The sequence below is a fragment of the Pseudomonas fluorescens genome (assembly GCF_902498065.1).
Taxonomy (GTDB): domain Bacteria; phylum Pseudomonadota; class Gammaproteobacteria; order Pseudomonadales; family Pseudomonadaceae; genus Aquipseudomonas; species Aquipseudomonas fluorescens_BJ.
The window spans coordinates 83343-99091 of record NZ_CABVIR010000009.1; the positions used below are offsets into that span (position 1 = coordinate 83343).

Here is a 15749-nt window from a genome sequence, read left to right on the forward strand (position 1 = left end):
GGGGGTGTGACGGCCACAAGCCATCTGTTTACCTATTTTTTTATATTGAATCCTTAAAGGAGTGCGGCACATGTCAAAAGGGCATTCGCTACAAGACCCTTACTTGAATACTTTACGTAAAGAGAAAGTTGGGGTGTCCATCTACCTGGTCAACGGGATCAAACTGCAAGGCACGATCGAGTCTTTCGACCAGTTCGTTATCCTGCTGAAAAACACCGTCAGCCAGATGGTTTACAAACACGCTATCTCTACAGTGGTGCCGGTTCGTCCAATTCGTCTGCCTAGCGCAACCGAATCCGAAGCAGGTGACGCTGAGCCAGGTAACGCCTGATAGGAGTCTCCTTTGTTCTTTGAGCGCCACGGTGGTGGTGAGCGAGTGATCCTCGTTCACTTGGATGGACAGGACCCTGAGGCGCGCGAAGATCCGCAGGAGTTTCAGGAGTTGGCTAATTCGGCCGGCGCCGAGACCGTTGCGTTTTTTAACGTGCCGCGTCATCGGCCAACCGCCAAATTCCTGATCGGTAGCGGCAAGGTCGAGGAACTACGCGACCTGGTTCATGCCGAAAAGGCAGATCTGGTGATCTTCAATCACATCCTCACACCCAGTCAGGAACGTAACCTCGAACGAGTTTTCGAGTGTCGCGTGATCGATCGCACCGGTCTGATTCTCGATATTTTCGCCCAGCGCGCCCGTACCCATGAAGGCAAGCTCCAGGTAGAACTGGCTCAGCTTGACCACATGAGCACGCGGCTGGTTCGTGGCTGGACTCACCTTGAGCGTCAAGGTGGCGGTATCGGCATGCGTGGCCCGGGTGAAACGCAACTGGAAACAGACCGCCGCTTGCTGCGGGTTCGCCTGCGACAGATCAAGGGCCGGCTGGAAAAAGTGCGCAGCCAGCGTGAACAGTCGCGACGTGGTCGTACGCGTGCGGATATCCCTACCGTGTCTTTGGTGGGGTATACCAACGCCGGTAAATCCACGCTCTTCAATAACTTGACGAAATCCGACGTGTACGCGGCTGACCAGTTGTTTGCCACGCTGGACCCGACCTTGCGCCGTCTGGAACTGGACGACCTGGGGCCGATTGTCCTGGCTGATACTGTGGGTTTCATTCGCCACTTGCCCCACAAGCTGGTCGAGGCATTTCGGTCTACCCTCGAAGAGTCGAGCAACTCCGACCTGCTGTTGCACGTGATCGATGCGGCCGAACCGGATCGCATGTTGCAGATCGAGCAGGTGATGGTGGTGCTGGGCGAGATTGGTGCCCAGGACTTGCCGATCCTCGAGGTCTATAACAAACTCGATTTGCTTGAAGGCGTTGAGCCGCAAATCCAGCGTGACGAAAACGGCAAGCCTCAACGGGTCTGGCTTTCGGCGCGTGATGGCAGTGGTCTGGAATTGCTTGAGCAAGCTATTGCCGAGTTGCTGGGCAGTGAGTTGTTTATCGGTACCTTGCGCTTGCCGCAACGATTCGCTCGACTGCGTGCGCAGTTCTTCGAACTCGGAGCGGTGCAGAAAGAAGAACACGACGAAGAAGGTGTCAGCTTGCTGGCCGTTCGATTACCCCGTTCGGAGCTCAATCGGCTGGTCAGCCGTGAAGGCGTTGTGCCGACAGAGTTCATCGAGCAACACACTTTGCAATAAAAGCCTGAGAAAGCGGTTGTGCCGTGGTGACAGGCATTCTGTAGCATTGGTCGGCGCGCCGTGGGTGCGTCTTTGCTTTATCAGATGGAGAGCGCTATGGCTTGGAATGAGCCGGGTGGCAACTCGAATAATCAGGATCCTTGGGGTGGCAAACGCCGCAATAACGGCGACCGCAAGGGGCCACCGGATCTCGACGAGGCCTTCCGAAAGCTGCAGGAAAGCCTGAACGGGTTGTTCGGTGGTGGTAAGAAACGCGGTGATGACGGCGGTGGTTCGGGCAAGAGTGGCGGCTTCGGCGGTCTGCTCGGCATCGGCCTGGTCGTGTTGGCGGCCGTGTGGCTGTACAGCGCGGTCTACGTGGTCGACGAGCAGGAGCAAGCCGTGGTGCTGCGCTTCGGCAAGTACTACGAAACCGTCGGCCCGGGTCTGAACATCTATTTCCCGCCGATCGATCGCAAGTACCTGGAAAACGTCACGCGTGAGCGTGCGTACACCAAGCAGGGTCAAATGCTGACTGAAGACGAAAACATCGTCGAAGTGCCGCTGACCGTGCAGTACAAGATCAGCAACCTGCAGGACTTCGTGCTGAGCGTAGACCAGCCGGAAATCAGCCTTCAGCACGCGACCGAAAGTGCCTTGCGCCATGTGGTGGGTTCCACCGCGATGGACCAGGTACTGACCGAAGGTCGTGAGTTGATGGCCAGCGAGATCAAGGAGCGTCTGCAACGCTTCATGGATACCTATCGCACCGGTATCACCGTCACTCAGGTCAACGTACAGAACGCAGCGGCGCCGCGTGAAGTGCAGGAAGCTTTCGATGACGTGATTCGCGCTCGGGAAGACGAGCAGCGTTCGCGCAACCAGGCTGAAACCTACGCTAACGGCGTCGTGCCGGAAGCCCGTGGCCAGGCCCAGCGCATCCTTGAAGATGCAAATGGTTACCGCGATGAAACCGTCTCGCGCGCCAAGGGTGAGGCCGATCGCTTCACCAAACTGGTCAGCGAGTATCGCAAGGCCCCTGAAGTGACCCGTGAGCGTCTGTATCTGGACACCATGCAGGAAGTCTTCAGCAATACCAGCAAGGTTCTCGTGACCGGCAACAAGAATGGCCAGAGCAATCTGCTGTACTTGCCGCTGGACAAGATGGTCGAAAGTGGTCGCAACACCAGCACTCCGGTGACTGGCGCGGCAGCCACGAGCAATGAAGCGAATGCACGTGCGGCAGCTGATCTGCAGCAACAGCCAGCACGTACCAGGGAGAGTCGCTGATGAGCAATAAATCGCTGATCACCCTTATTGTCGTCGTCGTTGTAGCGATCGCAGCCTGGAACTGCTTCTACATCGTGGCTCAGACCGAGCGTGCGGTGTTGCTGCAATTTGGTCGTGTGGTTCAGGCCGATGTTCAGCCGGGCCTGCATGTGAAAGTGCCTTACGTTAACCAGGTGCGTAAATTCGACGCGCGTCTGATGACGTTGGATGCACCGACACAACGCTTCCTGACGCTGGAAAAGAAAGCGGTCATGGTCGATGCCTACGCCAAGTGGCGGGTGAAGGACGCGGAGCGCTTCTACACCGCAACTTCCGGTCTCAAGCAGATCGCTGACGAGCGTCTTTCCCGTCGTCTGGAGTCGGGCCTGCGTGACCAGTTTGGTAAACGCACGCTTCATGAAGTGGTTTCTGGTGAGCGTGACGCGTTGATGTCCGATATCACTGCTTCGTTGAACACGATGGCGGAAAAAGAGCTGGGCATCGAAGTGGTCGATGTTCGGGTCAAGGCCATCGACTTGCCGAAAGAAGTGAACCGCAGTGTGTTCGAACGCATGAGTTCCGAGCGTGAGCGTGAAGCTCGCGAGCACCGCGCCAAGGGTAACGAGTTGGCAGAAGGCATTCGTGCCGACGCCGATCGTCAACGCCGCGTGCTGCTGGCTGAAGCTTATCGTGAATCCGAAGAGGTTCGCGGTGATGGTGATGCCCAGGCCGCTGCGATCTACTCCAAGGCCTACGGCCAGGATCAGGAGTTCTACGGTTTCTACCGTAGCCTGCGCGCCTACCGTGAAAGCTTCGCGAACAAATCCGACGTCATGGTCCTGGACCCAAGCAGTGACTTCTTCCGTTACCTGGAAAAAGCCAAGCCTTGATACGACGTTAACCTGAATCATCCCCCGCCTGGCGGCTAAAGCCTCGGGCGGGGTGATCCTTTGGGAAAACGTGTGTATGATGCGGCAGCCGGGAAATTCCCGGCTTTTTTGCGTCTGCACGTTTGATTGCTGTTGTTTAGGCAGGCGCCCGAGTTGAATGACTCGACAGGTTTTTCGAGGAAAGTGATTGGCGAAGCTTATTTTCAGGCTTTTCGCCGCGTTGTTTATGCGTGGCTTGTCAACAAAGCCGATCATTTTCTGCTTCACTCAAGGCTCGCCCAAAGGCTGGCCGCCCGGACCATAGGGGAATGGCGTAATGGCAACGGTAGACCGCTGGCTGCTGCCAGATGGCATCGAAGAAGTACTGCCACCGGAAGCGGCGCGCATTGAAGTTGCGCGTCGTCAGGTGTTGGATCTGTTCCAGAGCTGGGGTTACGAGTTTGTCGTGACTCCCCATATCGAGTACCTGGAATCCCTGCTGACCGGCGCCGGCCAGGACCTCGATCTGCGTACCTTCAAGGTCATCGACCCGCAATCGGGCCGGCAGATGGGTTTCCGTGCCGACATCACGCCGCAAGTGGCGCGTATCGATGCGCACACCCTGCGTCGCGAAGGTCCGAGCCGTCTGTGCTATGCCGGCAGCGTGCTGCATGCAAAGCCGCGTGCCTTGTCGTCCTCGCGCAGCCCGATTCAACTGGGCGCCGAGTTGTACGGCGATGCCAGCCCGAGCAGCGACGTGGAAGTGATCAGTCTGATGCTGGCCATGCTGCAACTGGCCGATGTGCCGGATGTGCACATGGACCTCGGTCATGTTGGCATCTACCGTGGCCTGGCCCGCGCGGCCGGTTTGTCCGGTGAAGTTGAACAACAGTTGTTCGATGCGTTGCAACGCAAAGCCATCGATGAGGTCATTACCTTGACCGAAGGCTTGCCTGCCGAGCTGTCGGGCATGCTGCGGGCGTTGGTTGACCTGTGTGGCGGCCGTGAAGTCCTGGAGGCTGCGCGCGTACGCTTGGCAAATGCGCCGGCGCCAGTTCTGGCAGCGTTGGACGATTTGCTGGCGATTGCCGAGCGTCTGTCCGCACGCTTCCCTGAGTTGCCGCTTTACTTCGACCTGGGCGAGTTGCGCGGCTACCACTACCACACCGGTGTGGTATTCGCGGTGTTCGTGCCGGGCGTTGGTCAGTCCATCGCTCAGGGCGGTCGTTACGACGACATCGGCGCCGACTTCGGTCGCGCCCGTCCGGCAACCGGCTTCTCTACCGATTTGAAAACCCTGGTGACCCTGGGGCGTGCTGAAATCGAGCTACCGTCTGGCGGTATCTGGATGCCTGACAGTACGGATGCGGCACTCTGGCAGCAGGTTTGCCAGTTGCGCAGTGAGGGTCAGCGTGTCGTTCAGGCCTTGCCTGGACAACCTTTGGCCGCCGCCCGTGAAGCGGACTGCGACCGGCAATTGATTCAGCAGAACGGGCTTTGGCAAGTATCGCCACTGGCTTCTTGAGTTTTCCTGTCGGCCCGTGGCCGGCACCAAGTTTGCGCGAATGAGGACAAGTGTTATGGGTAAGAATGTCGTAGTCCTGGGCACCCAATGGGGTGATGAGGGCAAAGGCAAGATCGTTGATCTGCTGACCGAACATGCTGCCGCCGTAGTGCGCTACCAGGGTGGCCACAACGCGGGTCACACCCTGGTGATCGATGGCGAAAAAACCGTCTTGCACCTGATCCCGTCGGGCGTGCTGCGCGAAGGCGTGCAGTGCCTGATCGGCAACGGCGTGGTGGTTGCACCCGACGCTCTGCTGCGGGAAATCATCAAGCTGGAAGAGAAAGGCGTACCGGTGCGTGAGCGCCTGCGTATCAGCCCGTCCTGCCCACTGATCCTGTCCTACCACGTAGCGCTGGACCAGGCCCGTGAAAAGGCTCGTGGCGAGCTGAAGATCGGCACCACCGGTCGCGGCATCGGCCCGGCTTATGAAGACAAGGTTGCACGTCGCGGTCTGCGTATCGGTGACCTGTTCCACCGTGAGCGTTTCGCCGCCAAGCTGGGCGAGTTGCTGGATTACCACAACTTTGTCCTGGTCAATTACTACAAAGAACCAGCGATCGACTTCCAGAAAACTCTGGACGAGTGCATGGAATACGCCGAGCTGCTGAAGCCGATGATGCTCGACGTCACCGCCGAGCTGCACGAGCTGCGTCGCGCTGGCAAAGACATCATGTTCGAAGGCGCCCAAGGCTCCCTGCTGGACATCGACCACGGTACTTACCCGTACGTCACCAGTTCCAACACCACCGCGGGCGGCATCGCCACCGGTTCGGGTTTCGGTCCGATGTACCTGGATTACATCCTCGGCATCACCAAGGCCTACACCACTCGCGTCGGTTCGGGCCCGTTCCCGACTGAGCTGTTCGACGACGTTGGCGCTTTCCTCGCCAAACGTGGCCACGAGTTTGGTGCAACCACCGGTCGTGCACGTCGCTGCGGCTGGTTCGACGCTGTCATCCTGCGTCGCGCTATCGACGTCAACAGTATTTCGGGCCTGTGCCTGACCAAGCTGGACGTGCTGGACGGTCTGGAAACCATCAACATCTGTGTTGGCTACAAGAACCAGGATGGTGCAGTGATCGACGCACCGACTGATGCCGACAGCTACATCGGCCTTGAGCCGGTGTACGAAGAGATGCCAGGCTGGACCGAATCGACCGTCGGTGCCAAGACCCTGGAAGAGCTGCCGCAAGCCGCTCGCAACTACATCAAACGCGTCGAAGAGTTGGTCGGCGCGCCGATCGACATTATTTCGACGGGCCCGGACCGCAACGAAACCATCGTTCTGCGTCACCCGTTCGCTTAATAAGTCGTTGATGTAAAACACAAAGGCCCCTTAATCGGGGCCTTTGTCGTTTATGCCTGTTGGACGGCATGACCTTTGCTGTGATCTTCATTAAGAGCATGTCTTCTGGCGTGCCATCAATTTAATGGCGTTAAAGCAGAGGGATATCAAGTGTCGGCGGTTCTCTCATTGTTACAAAGCCGTCTATTGCGGCCCGTGTTCGTTACCCTTGGTATCGCCCTTTTGGTGCAGGTGCTGGTGGCTGTCGCCCTGACTCGGAGCACAGTGACTGCACTGGAAGCCGATCTGGGTGTGCGCCTGGGGGCGGACAGTCAAAAACTCTCTGGTGAACTTGAGCAGGCGGGGCGTGAAGTCACGTCGAGTCTCGATAACCTCTCCACCAGCACTCGTCAGCGCCTCACGGCCGGTTTGTCCTCGCGACTGGAGGAAGAACAGGCTCAGCTGCGTGCCACGCTGGAAAAGGACCTGAAGGACTCCGCCAATGATATGGCGCAGCTCTTGGCTTCCGTCGCGCCCCGCGCCATGTGGGACAGCGATGTGCCAACCCTGTCCGAATTCGCCCGCCGGGCCCAGCGCAATCCCAACGTGCTGTTCGTGGTCTATGACGACGCAACGGGTCAGCACCTGACGCGCTATCTCAATCGCGAAAACCCGATCAACAAGGCGCTTCTGGAAAAAGGCCAGGGCGAGCGCGCGCTGGACAAAGTACTGGATGCGGCGAAGAACGACCCGTCGGTCTACTACCTGGAGGCCTCGATCAACCCTAATGGCGTGGAAATCGGCAAGGTTTTGATGGGCGTTTCCACTGCCTCGGTGGAAACCGATCTGGCAGCGCTGGACAAGCGCTTCTCGGCGCTGATCGCCAGCAGTGATCAACTGGTCGGCGACAGCCTCAAAGGTGCGGCAGCTGACAGCGCCACCGCGATGCGGGCGCGTCTGGCCTCCGCTCAGTCCACCGCCTCGGAAATGAAAGCCAACACCACCAGTACCGTGCAGGAAGCCGCGGCGACCTTGCGCTGGCGTATCGGCATGGGCCTGGCGCTGGTGGGTTGCGGCGTATTGCTGTTGCTGGCTGTGGTCTTGGGTCGTCGCGTGGTCAACCGCTTGAGGATGCTGATTACCGCGATGGACGACCTGGCGGCAGGCGAGGGTGACCTGACCAAGCGCGTGCAGATCAACAGCAAGGACGAAATTGGCGACATGGCTTCGGCGGTCAATCGCTTTGTGGATAAGTTGCAGCCCATCGTGCGTGAAGCGGGCGATGTGGCTCAGCGTACCGGCGTCGAAATCGGCGCCATGACCCTGCGTAACGCCGGTGCCGACGCGGCCGCAGGTATGCAGCGTGACGAGGTTGCCGAGAGCCTGCGCGCATTGTCGCAGATGGCTGATGAAGCTCAGTCTGAAAGTCATGCGATGCAGGCGGCCTTGCAGCAGGTAGTGGACATCCGTTCGGCGACCGATGAAAACACCCGGACCTCGGCGAAAGTCGGCAGCTTGATCGAAGCGTTGGCCGGACAGGTCGATACCGGCGCGAAAGTCATCGAGCGACTGGCGCAGCAGAGTGAACAGATTGAAGTGGTGCTGACCGTGATTCACGGGATCGCCGAGCAGACCAACCTGCTGGCGCTGAACGCTGCCATCGAGGCGGCACGTGCCGGCGAGACCGGTCGCGGTTTTGCCGTAGTGGCGGACGAAGTGCGGGCGTTGGCGAGCAAGACCCAGAGTTCCACCGGCGACATTCAGGCGCACATCGTGGCGTTGCAGCAAGGTGCGCGTGAGGCGGTTGCCGCGATTGGCCAGGCGGGGCGTCAGGCCAGCGAAGGTTTGCTGGTGTTGCGCGACAGTGCGCGGTTGCAGCAGTCGGTGCAGGCGTCGGTCGAGCAGGTGCATGCGGCGATTGGTCTGGCGACGCAGGCTGCGGCGCATCAGGCCCAAGGCGCGCAGGCAGTGCGGGGTCGGGTTGAAACCATTCATGCACAGGCTGAGAAAGCGGCTCAGGCGGTGGTGGAAACCACGGCCAGCGGCAAGGTGCTGGATGGCTTGGCGGCGCAGTTGAAGGCGAGCCTGGGGCAGTTCAGGGCTTAAAATTCATATTGGCTGGTCTGACGCTATCGCGAGCAGGCTCGCTCCCGCAGTGATTGTTGGTGGACACAAAATTTGTGGGCGCCTCAGATCAAATGTGGGAGCGAGCCTGCTCGCGATGACGGTCTCAGCGGCTCAGATACATCCGAGTTGTCAGTAGGTAAACAGGCAACCCCGACACCAAAATCAACAACGCCGCATAAGGCGCCGCCGCTGCAAATTCCACGTTCGCGGTATGCGCCCAAACCTCCGTCGCCAGTGTATTGAGCCCGGTCGGACTCAGCAGCAACGTCGCCGTCAGCTCCTTCATCGCGTCCAGAAACACCAGCGCAAACGCCGCGCCCAGCGCCGGGAAAATGATCGGCAGCGTTACCCGGCAAAATGCACTGAAGGACGACGCCCCCAGCGTGCGAGCCGCCTCTTCCAGCTGCGGCGCAGCCTTGTTCAATGCCGTACGAATCGGCGCCTGAGCCAGCGGCAGAAACAGCAGCGCATAAGCGATCAGCAGCAATGCCGACGTCTGGTACAGCACCGGCACGTAGTGCAGCGCGAAATACACCAACGTCAGCGCAATCACCAGTCCTGGCAGCGCATGCAGCAGGTACGGCAGGCGCTCGGCCCAGATCGCCAATTGGCCTTTGTAGCGCACCACCAACAAGCCCACTGGCACCGCCAACACCAGGCACAACGCTGCGCCACCCAGCGACAGCGCCAGGGACGACAGCAGCGCCTCGCTGATCGCCGCCACCGGAAACGCCGCAGACGAACCGACTGCCAGCCAATACGCCAGCATCCCCAAGGGAATCCCGCTGCCGATGATCGCCAGTGCCAGGCAATACATTTGTCCGGCGACAGCCCAAGGCCCTAATCGAACCTGTTCCGCTTGTCGCGCGGCGCCCTGGCCGGTGCGCACGTGCCGACCTTTACCGCGGACTCGCAGTTCAAGCCACAGTAGTATCAGGCACAGCGCGAGCAAAACAGCGGAAAGCATCGCCGCGTTGGCGTTGCTGAATTCCAGTTCGAACTGCTGATAGATCGCCGTGGTGAATGTCTGCAAGCCGATGATCGACAGCGCGCCGAATTCCACGAGCATGTGCAGGGCAATCAGTAATGAGCCGGCGAGCAGCGACGGCCAGAGCAGTGGCAGGGTGATTTTGAAGAACACGCCCCAACGATTCTGTCCAAGCGTCCGTGCGGACTCCTCGAGAGAGGGGTCAAGATTGCGCAGGGTCGCCGCAACCGGCAGAAAAATCAGCGGATACTTGGACAGGGTCATCACCAGGATCGCCCCGCCCAAACCTTCGAAGTGGGCGCTCAACGAAACCCAGGTGAAGCTGCTGACAAAAGCCGGCACCGCGAACGGCAAGCACAGAATCACGCCCCACAAACGCCGTCCGGGCAAGTCGCTGCGCTCAAGCAGCCAGGCCAGCGAGAGGCCGATCACGCCACAGGCAACCGTCACGCCCACCATCAATGCCAAGGTATTGCGCAGCAGGCCGAACACATAAGGTCGCCACAACAGATGCAACGCTTCGGCCCAGCCGGCCTGCCAGGTCTTGAGACCGACGTATGCCAGCGGCAAAAGACTGAGCACCACCAGCAGCAAAACCGGCAACAACAACCAAATCGAAGGCCGTTTGCGCCGTGGCACGTAGACCCCGCGAGAAGCAGGGGCTGATAACGATGCGCTCATCAGTTCAAGCCAACGTCACGTTCCAGGTCCAGGGCTTCTTCGGCGTTGCCGAGGTCGGCTGGCGTGACTTTCGGCGCCTCAAGCTCGCTGAATGGCTTGAGGCCGCGATCCGATTCCATGCCTTTGTGCAGCGGGTATTCGGCGGTGGTCTGGGTGATTACGCGCTGACCTTCTTCGCTGGCCATGTAGGCGAGGAATTGCTGGGCTTCTTTTGGATGTTTGCTGGATTTCAGTACCGCTGCGCTGGAAACGGTGATCAGTCCGCCGACATCGCCGCCAGTGAAGTAATGCAATTTCGAATCGAGCTGGCCTTTTTCGCGTTGCAAGGCGAACCAGTAGTAGTTGTTCACCAGCACGGTCGCGACTTCGCCGTTTTCCACGGCTTTGAGTGCGACCATGTTGTTGCTGTAGGTCTTGCCGAATGCGCGCAAACCGGTCAGCCATTCTTCGGCTGCGTCCATGCCGTGCACTTTGATGATTGCCACGGCTTGTTCCTGGAACGCGCCGCTGGTGGGCACGAAGCCAACCTTGCCTTGCCATTTCGGGTCGGAGAATTCCATCACCGATTTTGGCAGGTCTTTTTCATCGATCAGTTTTGGATTGAACGCAACCACGCGGACTCGCGCGGTGATGCCGATCCAGGTGCCATTGCCGGCGACGTAGTCTTTGGGCAGGACGGCAAGGGTGGCGGCATCGGTTTGTGCCAGCAGGCCCTGTTCGCCAAGTTTGTTCAGCGGCGGGGATTCTTCGGTGTAGATCACGTCGGCCGGAGAGCGATCACCTTCCTCGACGACCTGGCTGGCGAGCTGGTTGCTGCTGCCTTTGCGCACGTTGACGTGGATGCCGGTCTTGTCCTCGAAAGCCTTGGCGACGGCGTCGCCGACTTCCTTGTGTTGGCCGTTGTAGAGTGTCAGGGAAACTGGATCAGCAGCCTGGGTGAGGGGAGTGGCGAGTGCCAGGCCGAGTAGGGTGAAGGTCAGGCCGCGGCGCAGGGTATTTCGAAACATCATTCGCAGGGTTCCTCACTGTCGCATTGCAAAAACTTGTAACAATGATAAACGATATTGTTTCTCAAGTGCGCCTTGCGGGGAGCGGCACGCGTTCGTATCTCCCTTGCAGGAGCGAGCTTGCTCGCGATGGGCGTGAACGGTGACGCGTGATGATTGGAGAAATGTGTTGCCTGGGCTCATCGTCGGAACGCCGCCCGGAGCAAGCTCGCTCCAGGGTTTGTGTAGTTTTTCAGATGCCAGAAACGCAAAAACCCGCTTTCGCGGGTTTTTGTGAATTCCAGAGCGAACTCTGAAATTTGAATTGGTGCCCAGAAGAAGACTCGAACTTCCACGACCTTGCGGTCACCAGCACCTGAAGCTGGCGTGTCTACCAATTTCACCATCTGGGCATAATCTTCAGCGTTGCCGCTGTTGATGTGGCGCACTATACGGAGAGCGTTTTGATCTGTAAACCCCTGATTTGGTTTTAATAAATCAGAACCTTAGAATGCAAAAAACCCGCTTTCGCGGGTTTTTGTGCGAGCCTTGAAATTGATCTAATCTCAAGCTCGAAATTGGTGCCCAGAAGAAGACTCGAACTTCCACGACCTTGCGGTCACCAGCACCTGAAGCTGGCGTGTCTACCAATTTCACCATCTGGGCAGTATCGGCAGCGCTAGTGCGTCGTCGATGGCGCGCACTATACGGAGCGTCTTTTTAACTGTAAACCCCCAACATCAAAAAAACCTGAAAAATATTACCAGTGGCATTCAAGTAAGCTTTTCGGTGTCGATAAAGGGCTTTAGGTGGGCTCTCATAGCCTGAAATTTCCCGTTTCATTACGCCTATGCCAAACTAACCCGCATATAGACAAGGTGAAAACTCTCTAATGGCCGATTGGCAGTCCCTCGATCCCGAGGCCGCTCGTGAAGCGGAAAAATATGAAAACCCTATTCCTAGCCGCGAACTGATCCTTCAGCACCTTGCTGATCGGGGTTCGCCTGCTAACCGCGAGCAACTGGTCGAAGAGTTTGGTCTGACTACAGAAGACCAGATCGAAGCCCTGCGTCGCCGTCTGCGCGCCATGGAGCGCGATGCTCAGCTCATCTATACCCGTCGCGGCACGTATGCGCCGGTGGACAAGCTCGACCTGATCCTGGGCCGCATCAGCGGTCACCGTGACGGCTTCGGCTTCCTGGTTCCGGACGACGGCAGTGACGACTTGTTCATGAGCCCGGCGCAAATGCGTCTGGTGTTCGATGGTGACCGTGCGCTGGCGCGTGTTTCCGGCCTGGACCGTCGTGGTCGCCGCGAAGGCATGATCGTCGAAGTGGTGTCCCGCGCTCACGAAACCATCGTCGGCCGTTACTTCGAAGAGGGCGGTATCGGTTTTGTCGTTGCAGACAATCCGAAGATCCAGCAAGAAGTGCTGGTCACGCCGGGCCGCAATGCCAACGCGAAAATCGGTCAGTTCGTTGAGGTGAAGATCACTCACTGGCCGACCCCGCGCTTCCAGCCGCAAGGCGACGTGGTCGAGGTCGTGGGCAACTACATGGCGCCGGGCATGGAAATCGACGTCGCCCTGCGCGCGTACGATATCCCGCACGTCTGGCCTGAAGCGGTGTTGAAAGAAGCCGCCAAGCTCAAGCCTGAAGTCGAAGAGAAAGACAAAGAGAAGCGCATCGATCTGCGCCATCTGCCGTTCGTCACCATTGACGGTGAAGACGCGCGCGACTTCGATGATGCCGTTTACTGTGAAGCGAAGCCGGGCAAGCTGCGCCTGTTCTCCGGCGGCTGGAAGTTGTACGTGGCGATTGCCGACGTTTCCAGCTACGTGAAGATCGGTTCGGCGCTGGACAACGAATCCCAGGTTCGCGGCAACTCCGTTTACTTCCCGGAGCGCGTAGTGCCGATGCTGCCCGAGCAGCTGTCCAACGGCCTGTGCTCGCTGAACCCGCACGTCGATCGCCTGGCGATGGTCTGCGAAATGACCATCTCCAAATCCGGCGAGATGACCGATTACTGCTTCTACGAAGCGGTGATTCACTCCCACGCCCGCCTGACCTACAACAAGGTCAGCGCGATGCTGGAAACGCCGAAGCTCACCGAAGCGCGTCAGCTTCGTGGCGAGTACAACGATGTCTTGCCTCACCTCAAGCAGCTTTACGCGCTGTACAAAGTGCTGCTGGGCGCGCGTCACGTGCGTGGTGCGATCGATTTCGAAACCCAGGAAACCCGGATCATCTTCGGCACCGAGCGCAAGATTGCCGAAATTCGTCCGACCGTTCGTAACGATGCGCACAAGCTGATCGAGGAATGCATGCTGGCGGCCAACGTGGCCACCGCGGAATTCCTGAAGAAGCACGAAATTCCTGCTCTGTATCGCGTTCACAACGGTCCGCCACCGGAGCGTCTGGAAAAACTGCGCGCATTCTTGGGTGAGCTCGGCCTGTCCCTGCACAAAGGCAAGGACGGCCCGTCGCCGAAGGATTACCAGGCGTTGCTGGCGAGCATCAAGGACCGTCCGGATTTCCACCTGATCCAGACCGTCATGCTGCGTTCCCTGAGCCAAGCGGTGTATAGCGCCGATAACCAGGGCCACTTCGGCCTGAATTACGAAGCCTATACCCACTTCACTTCGCCGATCCGCCGCTACCCGGACCTGCTCACGCACCGGGCGATCCGCAGCGTCATCCATTCCAAGCAGGACACCCCGCACGTTCGCCGTGCCGGCGCGATGACCATTCCGAAAGCACGCATCTATCCGTACGACGAGGCTGCGCTGGAGCAGCTCGGCGAGCAGTGCTCGATGAGCGAGCGCCGCGCCGACGAAGCGACTCGCGACGTGGTGAACTGGCTCAAGTGCGAGTTCATGAAAGATCGCGTAGGCGAGTCGTTCCCGGGTGTGATCACCGCCGTGACGGGTTTTGGCCTGTTCGTCGAGCTGACCGATATCTACGTCGAAGGCCTGGTGCACGTCACCGCGCTGCCGGGCGATTACTACCACTTCGACCCTGTGCATCACCGCCTCGCGGGTGAGCGCACCGGTCGCAGCTTCCGTCTTGGCGACACCGTTGAAGTGCGTGTAATGCGCGTCGACCTCGACGAACGCAAGATCGACTTCGAGATGGCTGAAAAAACCATCAGCGCGCCGATCGGCCGCAAGAAGCGTGGGGCTGAAACCACTGCTCCTGCTGGCAAGGCCGCAGCAGAGCCGGCGCCGGCGAAAACCGGTCGTCGTCCGGCCAAGGAAAAAGCACCCGAAGCCTATCGCCCAAGCGATGCTGCGGCAAAAAACGCCGAGCTGCGCAAAAGCCGTGAACTGAAGCAGGCGTTGCTGTCTGAGGCGAAAAGCGGTGGTAAAGCGGCGTCTGGGGGAAAGACCGGACGGTCGGCGCCTGACAAGGCTCCCGGCAGCAAACCGAGCAAACACCGTAAAGGCCCGCCGAAAGCGGGCTCGGCCCCAGCCAAAAGCGGCGGGGCGCGTAAACCTAAGGCCAAGTCATGAGTCAGTTGGAAAAAATCTACGGCGTGCATGCGGTAGAAGCATTGCTGCGTCACCACCCGAAACGCGTCAAGCAGATCTGGCTGGCTGAAGGCCGCAGTGATCCGCGGGTTCAGACGCTGATCGAGCTCGCTGCGGAAAATCGCATAGCCGTCGGCAACGCCGAGCGTCGTGAACTGGATGCCTGGGTTGAAGGCGTGCACCAGGGCGTGGTGGCGGATGTGAGTCCGAGCCAGGTTTGGGGCGAGGCCATGCTCGACGAGCTGCTCGATCGTACCGACGGCGCACCGCTGCTGCTGGTGCTCGACGGCGTGACCGATCCGCACAATCTTGGCGCTTGCCTGCGCTCGGCCGATGCTGCCGGCGCGCTGGCGGTGATTGTTCCGAAAGACAAGTCAGCCACGCTGACCCCGACGGTACGAAAAGTCGCCTGTGGCGCGGCGGAAGTGATTCCACTGGTCGCGGTGACCAATCTGGCGCGCACCCTGGAAAAACTCAAGCAACGTGGCTTGTGGGTCGTCGGTACGGCGGGCGAGGCTGAGCAGAGCCTGTATCAGCATGACATGACCGGCCCGACCATCCTGATCATGGGCGCAGAAGGCAGCGGCATGCGTCGTCTGACTCGTGATCTGTGCGACTACCTGGTGCACCTGCCGATGGCCGGCAGCGTCAGCAGCCTCAACGTTTCCGTGGCGACTGGCGTGTGCCTGTTCGAAGCGCAGCGCCAGCGCAGCGTCAAGGCTGCCGGAACCGCTAAAAAGCCATAAGTCGGTTGTAATCCCTGTGGGAGCGAGCTTGCTCGCGGTAGCGGAGTAACATTCAGCATTAATGTTGAATGTTGCGTC

The 15749-nt window shown here is 59.3% G+C and carries 11 protein-coding genes and 2 tRNA genes; 9 read left to right on the top strand and 4 right to left on the bottom strand.

The window, feature by feature from the left end:
• Positions 1-70: 70 nt before the first annotated feature.
• From hfq to F8N43_RS25670, 7 genes are all read left to right on the top strand, one after another.
• Entirely contained in the window at positions 71-331 is a 261-nt protein-coding gene (gene hfq, locus F8N43_RS25640) for an RNA chaperone Hfq (RefSeq protein WP_007902656.1), read from the top strand.
• A gap of 12 nt (positions 332-343) precedes the next feature.
• The gene (hflX, locus tag F8N43_RS25645) at positions 344-1645 is read left to right on the top strand and encodes a ribosome rescue GTPase HflX (protein ID WP_150632413.1); all 1302 of its coding nucleotides are present in this window, start codon (positions 344-346) and stop codon (positions 1643-1645) included.
• Between the two features lie 96 nt (positions 1646-1741).
• Positions 1742-2914 (top strand): FtsH protease activity modulator HflK, encoded by a 1173-nt coding sequence (hflK, locus tag F8N43_RS25650; protein ID WP_150632414.1) that lies wholly within the window; start codon positions 1742-1744, stop codon positions 2912-2914.
• Entirely contained in the window at positions 2914-3783 is an 870-nt protein-coding gene (hflC, locus tag F8N43_RS25655) for a protease modulator HflC (protein WP_017336255.1), read from the top strand. The genes hflK and hflC overlap by 1 nt, the downstream gene beginning before the upstream one ends.
• Positions 3784-4099: 316 nt before the next feature.
• A complete protein-coding gene (locus F8N43_RS25660; protein WP_150632415.1) occupies positions 4100-5287 on the top strand; it encodes an ATP phosphoribosyltransferase regulatory subunit in 1188 nt (395 codons plus the stop codon).
• Between the two features lie 55 nt (positions 5288-5342).
• On the top strand, positions 5343-6635 hold the full coding sequence (locus F8N43_RS25665; protein WP_010464193.1) for an adenylosuccinate synthase: 1293 nt from the start codon (positions 5343-5345) through the stop codon (positions 6633-6635).
• 150 nt (positions 6636-6785) lie between these two features.
• The gene (locus F8N43_RS25670) at positions 6786-8720 is read left to right on the top strand and encodes a methyl-accepting chemotaxis protein (RefSeq protein WP_150632416.1); all 1935 of its coding nucleotides are present in this window, start codon (positions 6786-6788) and stop codon (positions 8718-8720) included.
• Between the two features lie 124 nt (positions 8721-8844).
• Here F8N43_RS25670 and F8N43_RS25675 read toward each other — a convergent pair whose 3' ends face one another.
• From F8N43_RS25675 to F8N43_RS25690, 4 genes are all read right to left on the bottom strand, one after another.
• Positions 8845-10410: an ABC transporter permease gene (locus F8N43_RS25675; RefSeq protein WP_150632417.1), complete on the bottom strand. Its 1566-nt coding sequence runs from the start codon at positions 10408-10410 to the stop codon at positions 8845-8847.
• Positions 10410-11420, bottom strand: coding sequence for an extracellular solute-binding protein (locus tag F8N43_RS25680; protein WP_150639572.1), 1011 nt, complete (start codon positions 11418-11420; stop codon positions 10410-10412). Before F8N43_RS25680 ends, F8N43_RS25675 begins: the two co-directional genes overlap by 1 nt.
• A gap of 302 nt (positions 11421-11722) precedes the next feature.
• Positions 11723-11809 (bottom strand) — tRNA-Leu (locus tag F8N43_RS25685).
• A 166-nt stretch (positions 11810-11975) separates the two neighbouring features.
• Positions 11976-12062: transfer RNA gene (locus F8N43_RS25690), tRNA-Leu, on the bottom strand.
• 226 nt (positions 12063-12288) lie between these two features.
• Here F8N43_RS25690 and rnr point away from each other — a divergent pair.
• Together rnr and rlmB are read left to right on the top strand one after the other, a co-directional pair.
• Positions 12289-14907 (top strand): ribonuclease R, encoded by a 2619-nt coding sequence (gene rnr, locus F8N43_RS25695; RefSeq protein ID WP_150639573.1) that lies wholly within the window; start codon positions 12289-12291, stop codon positions 14905-14907.
• Positions 14904-15671, top strand: a complete 768-nt coding sequence (gene rlmB, locus F8N43_RS25700; RefSeq protein WP_150632420.1) for a 23S rRNA (guanosine(2251)-2'-O)-methyltransferase RlmB — start codon at positions 14904-14906, stop codon at positions 15669-15671. The genes rnr and rlmB overlap by 4 nt, the downstream gene beginning before the upstream one ends.
• Positions 15672-15749: the final 78 nt, after the last annotated feature.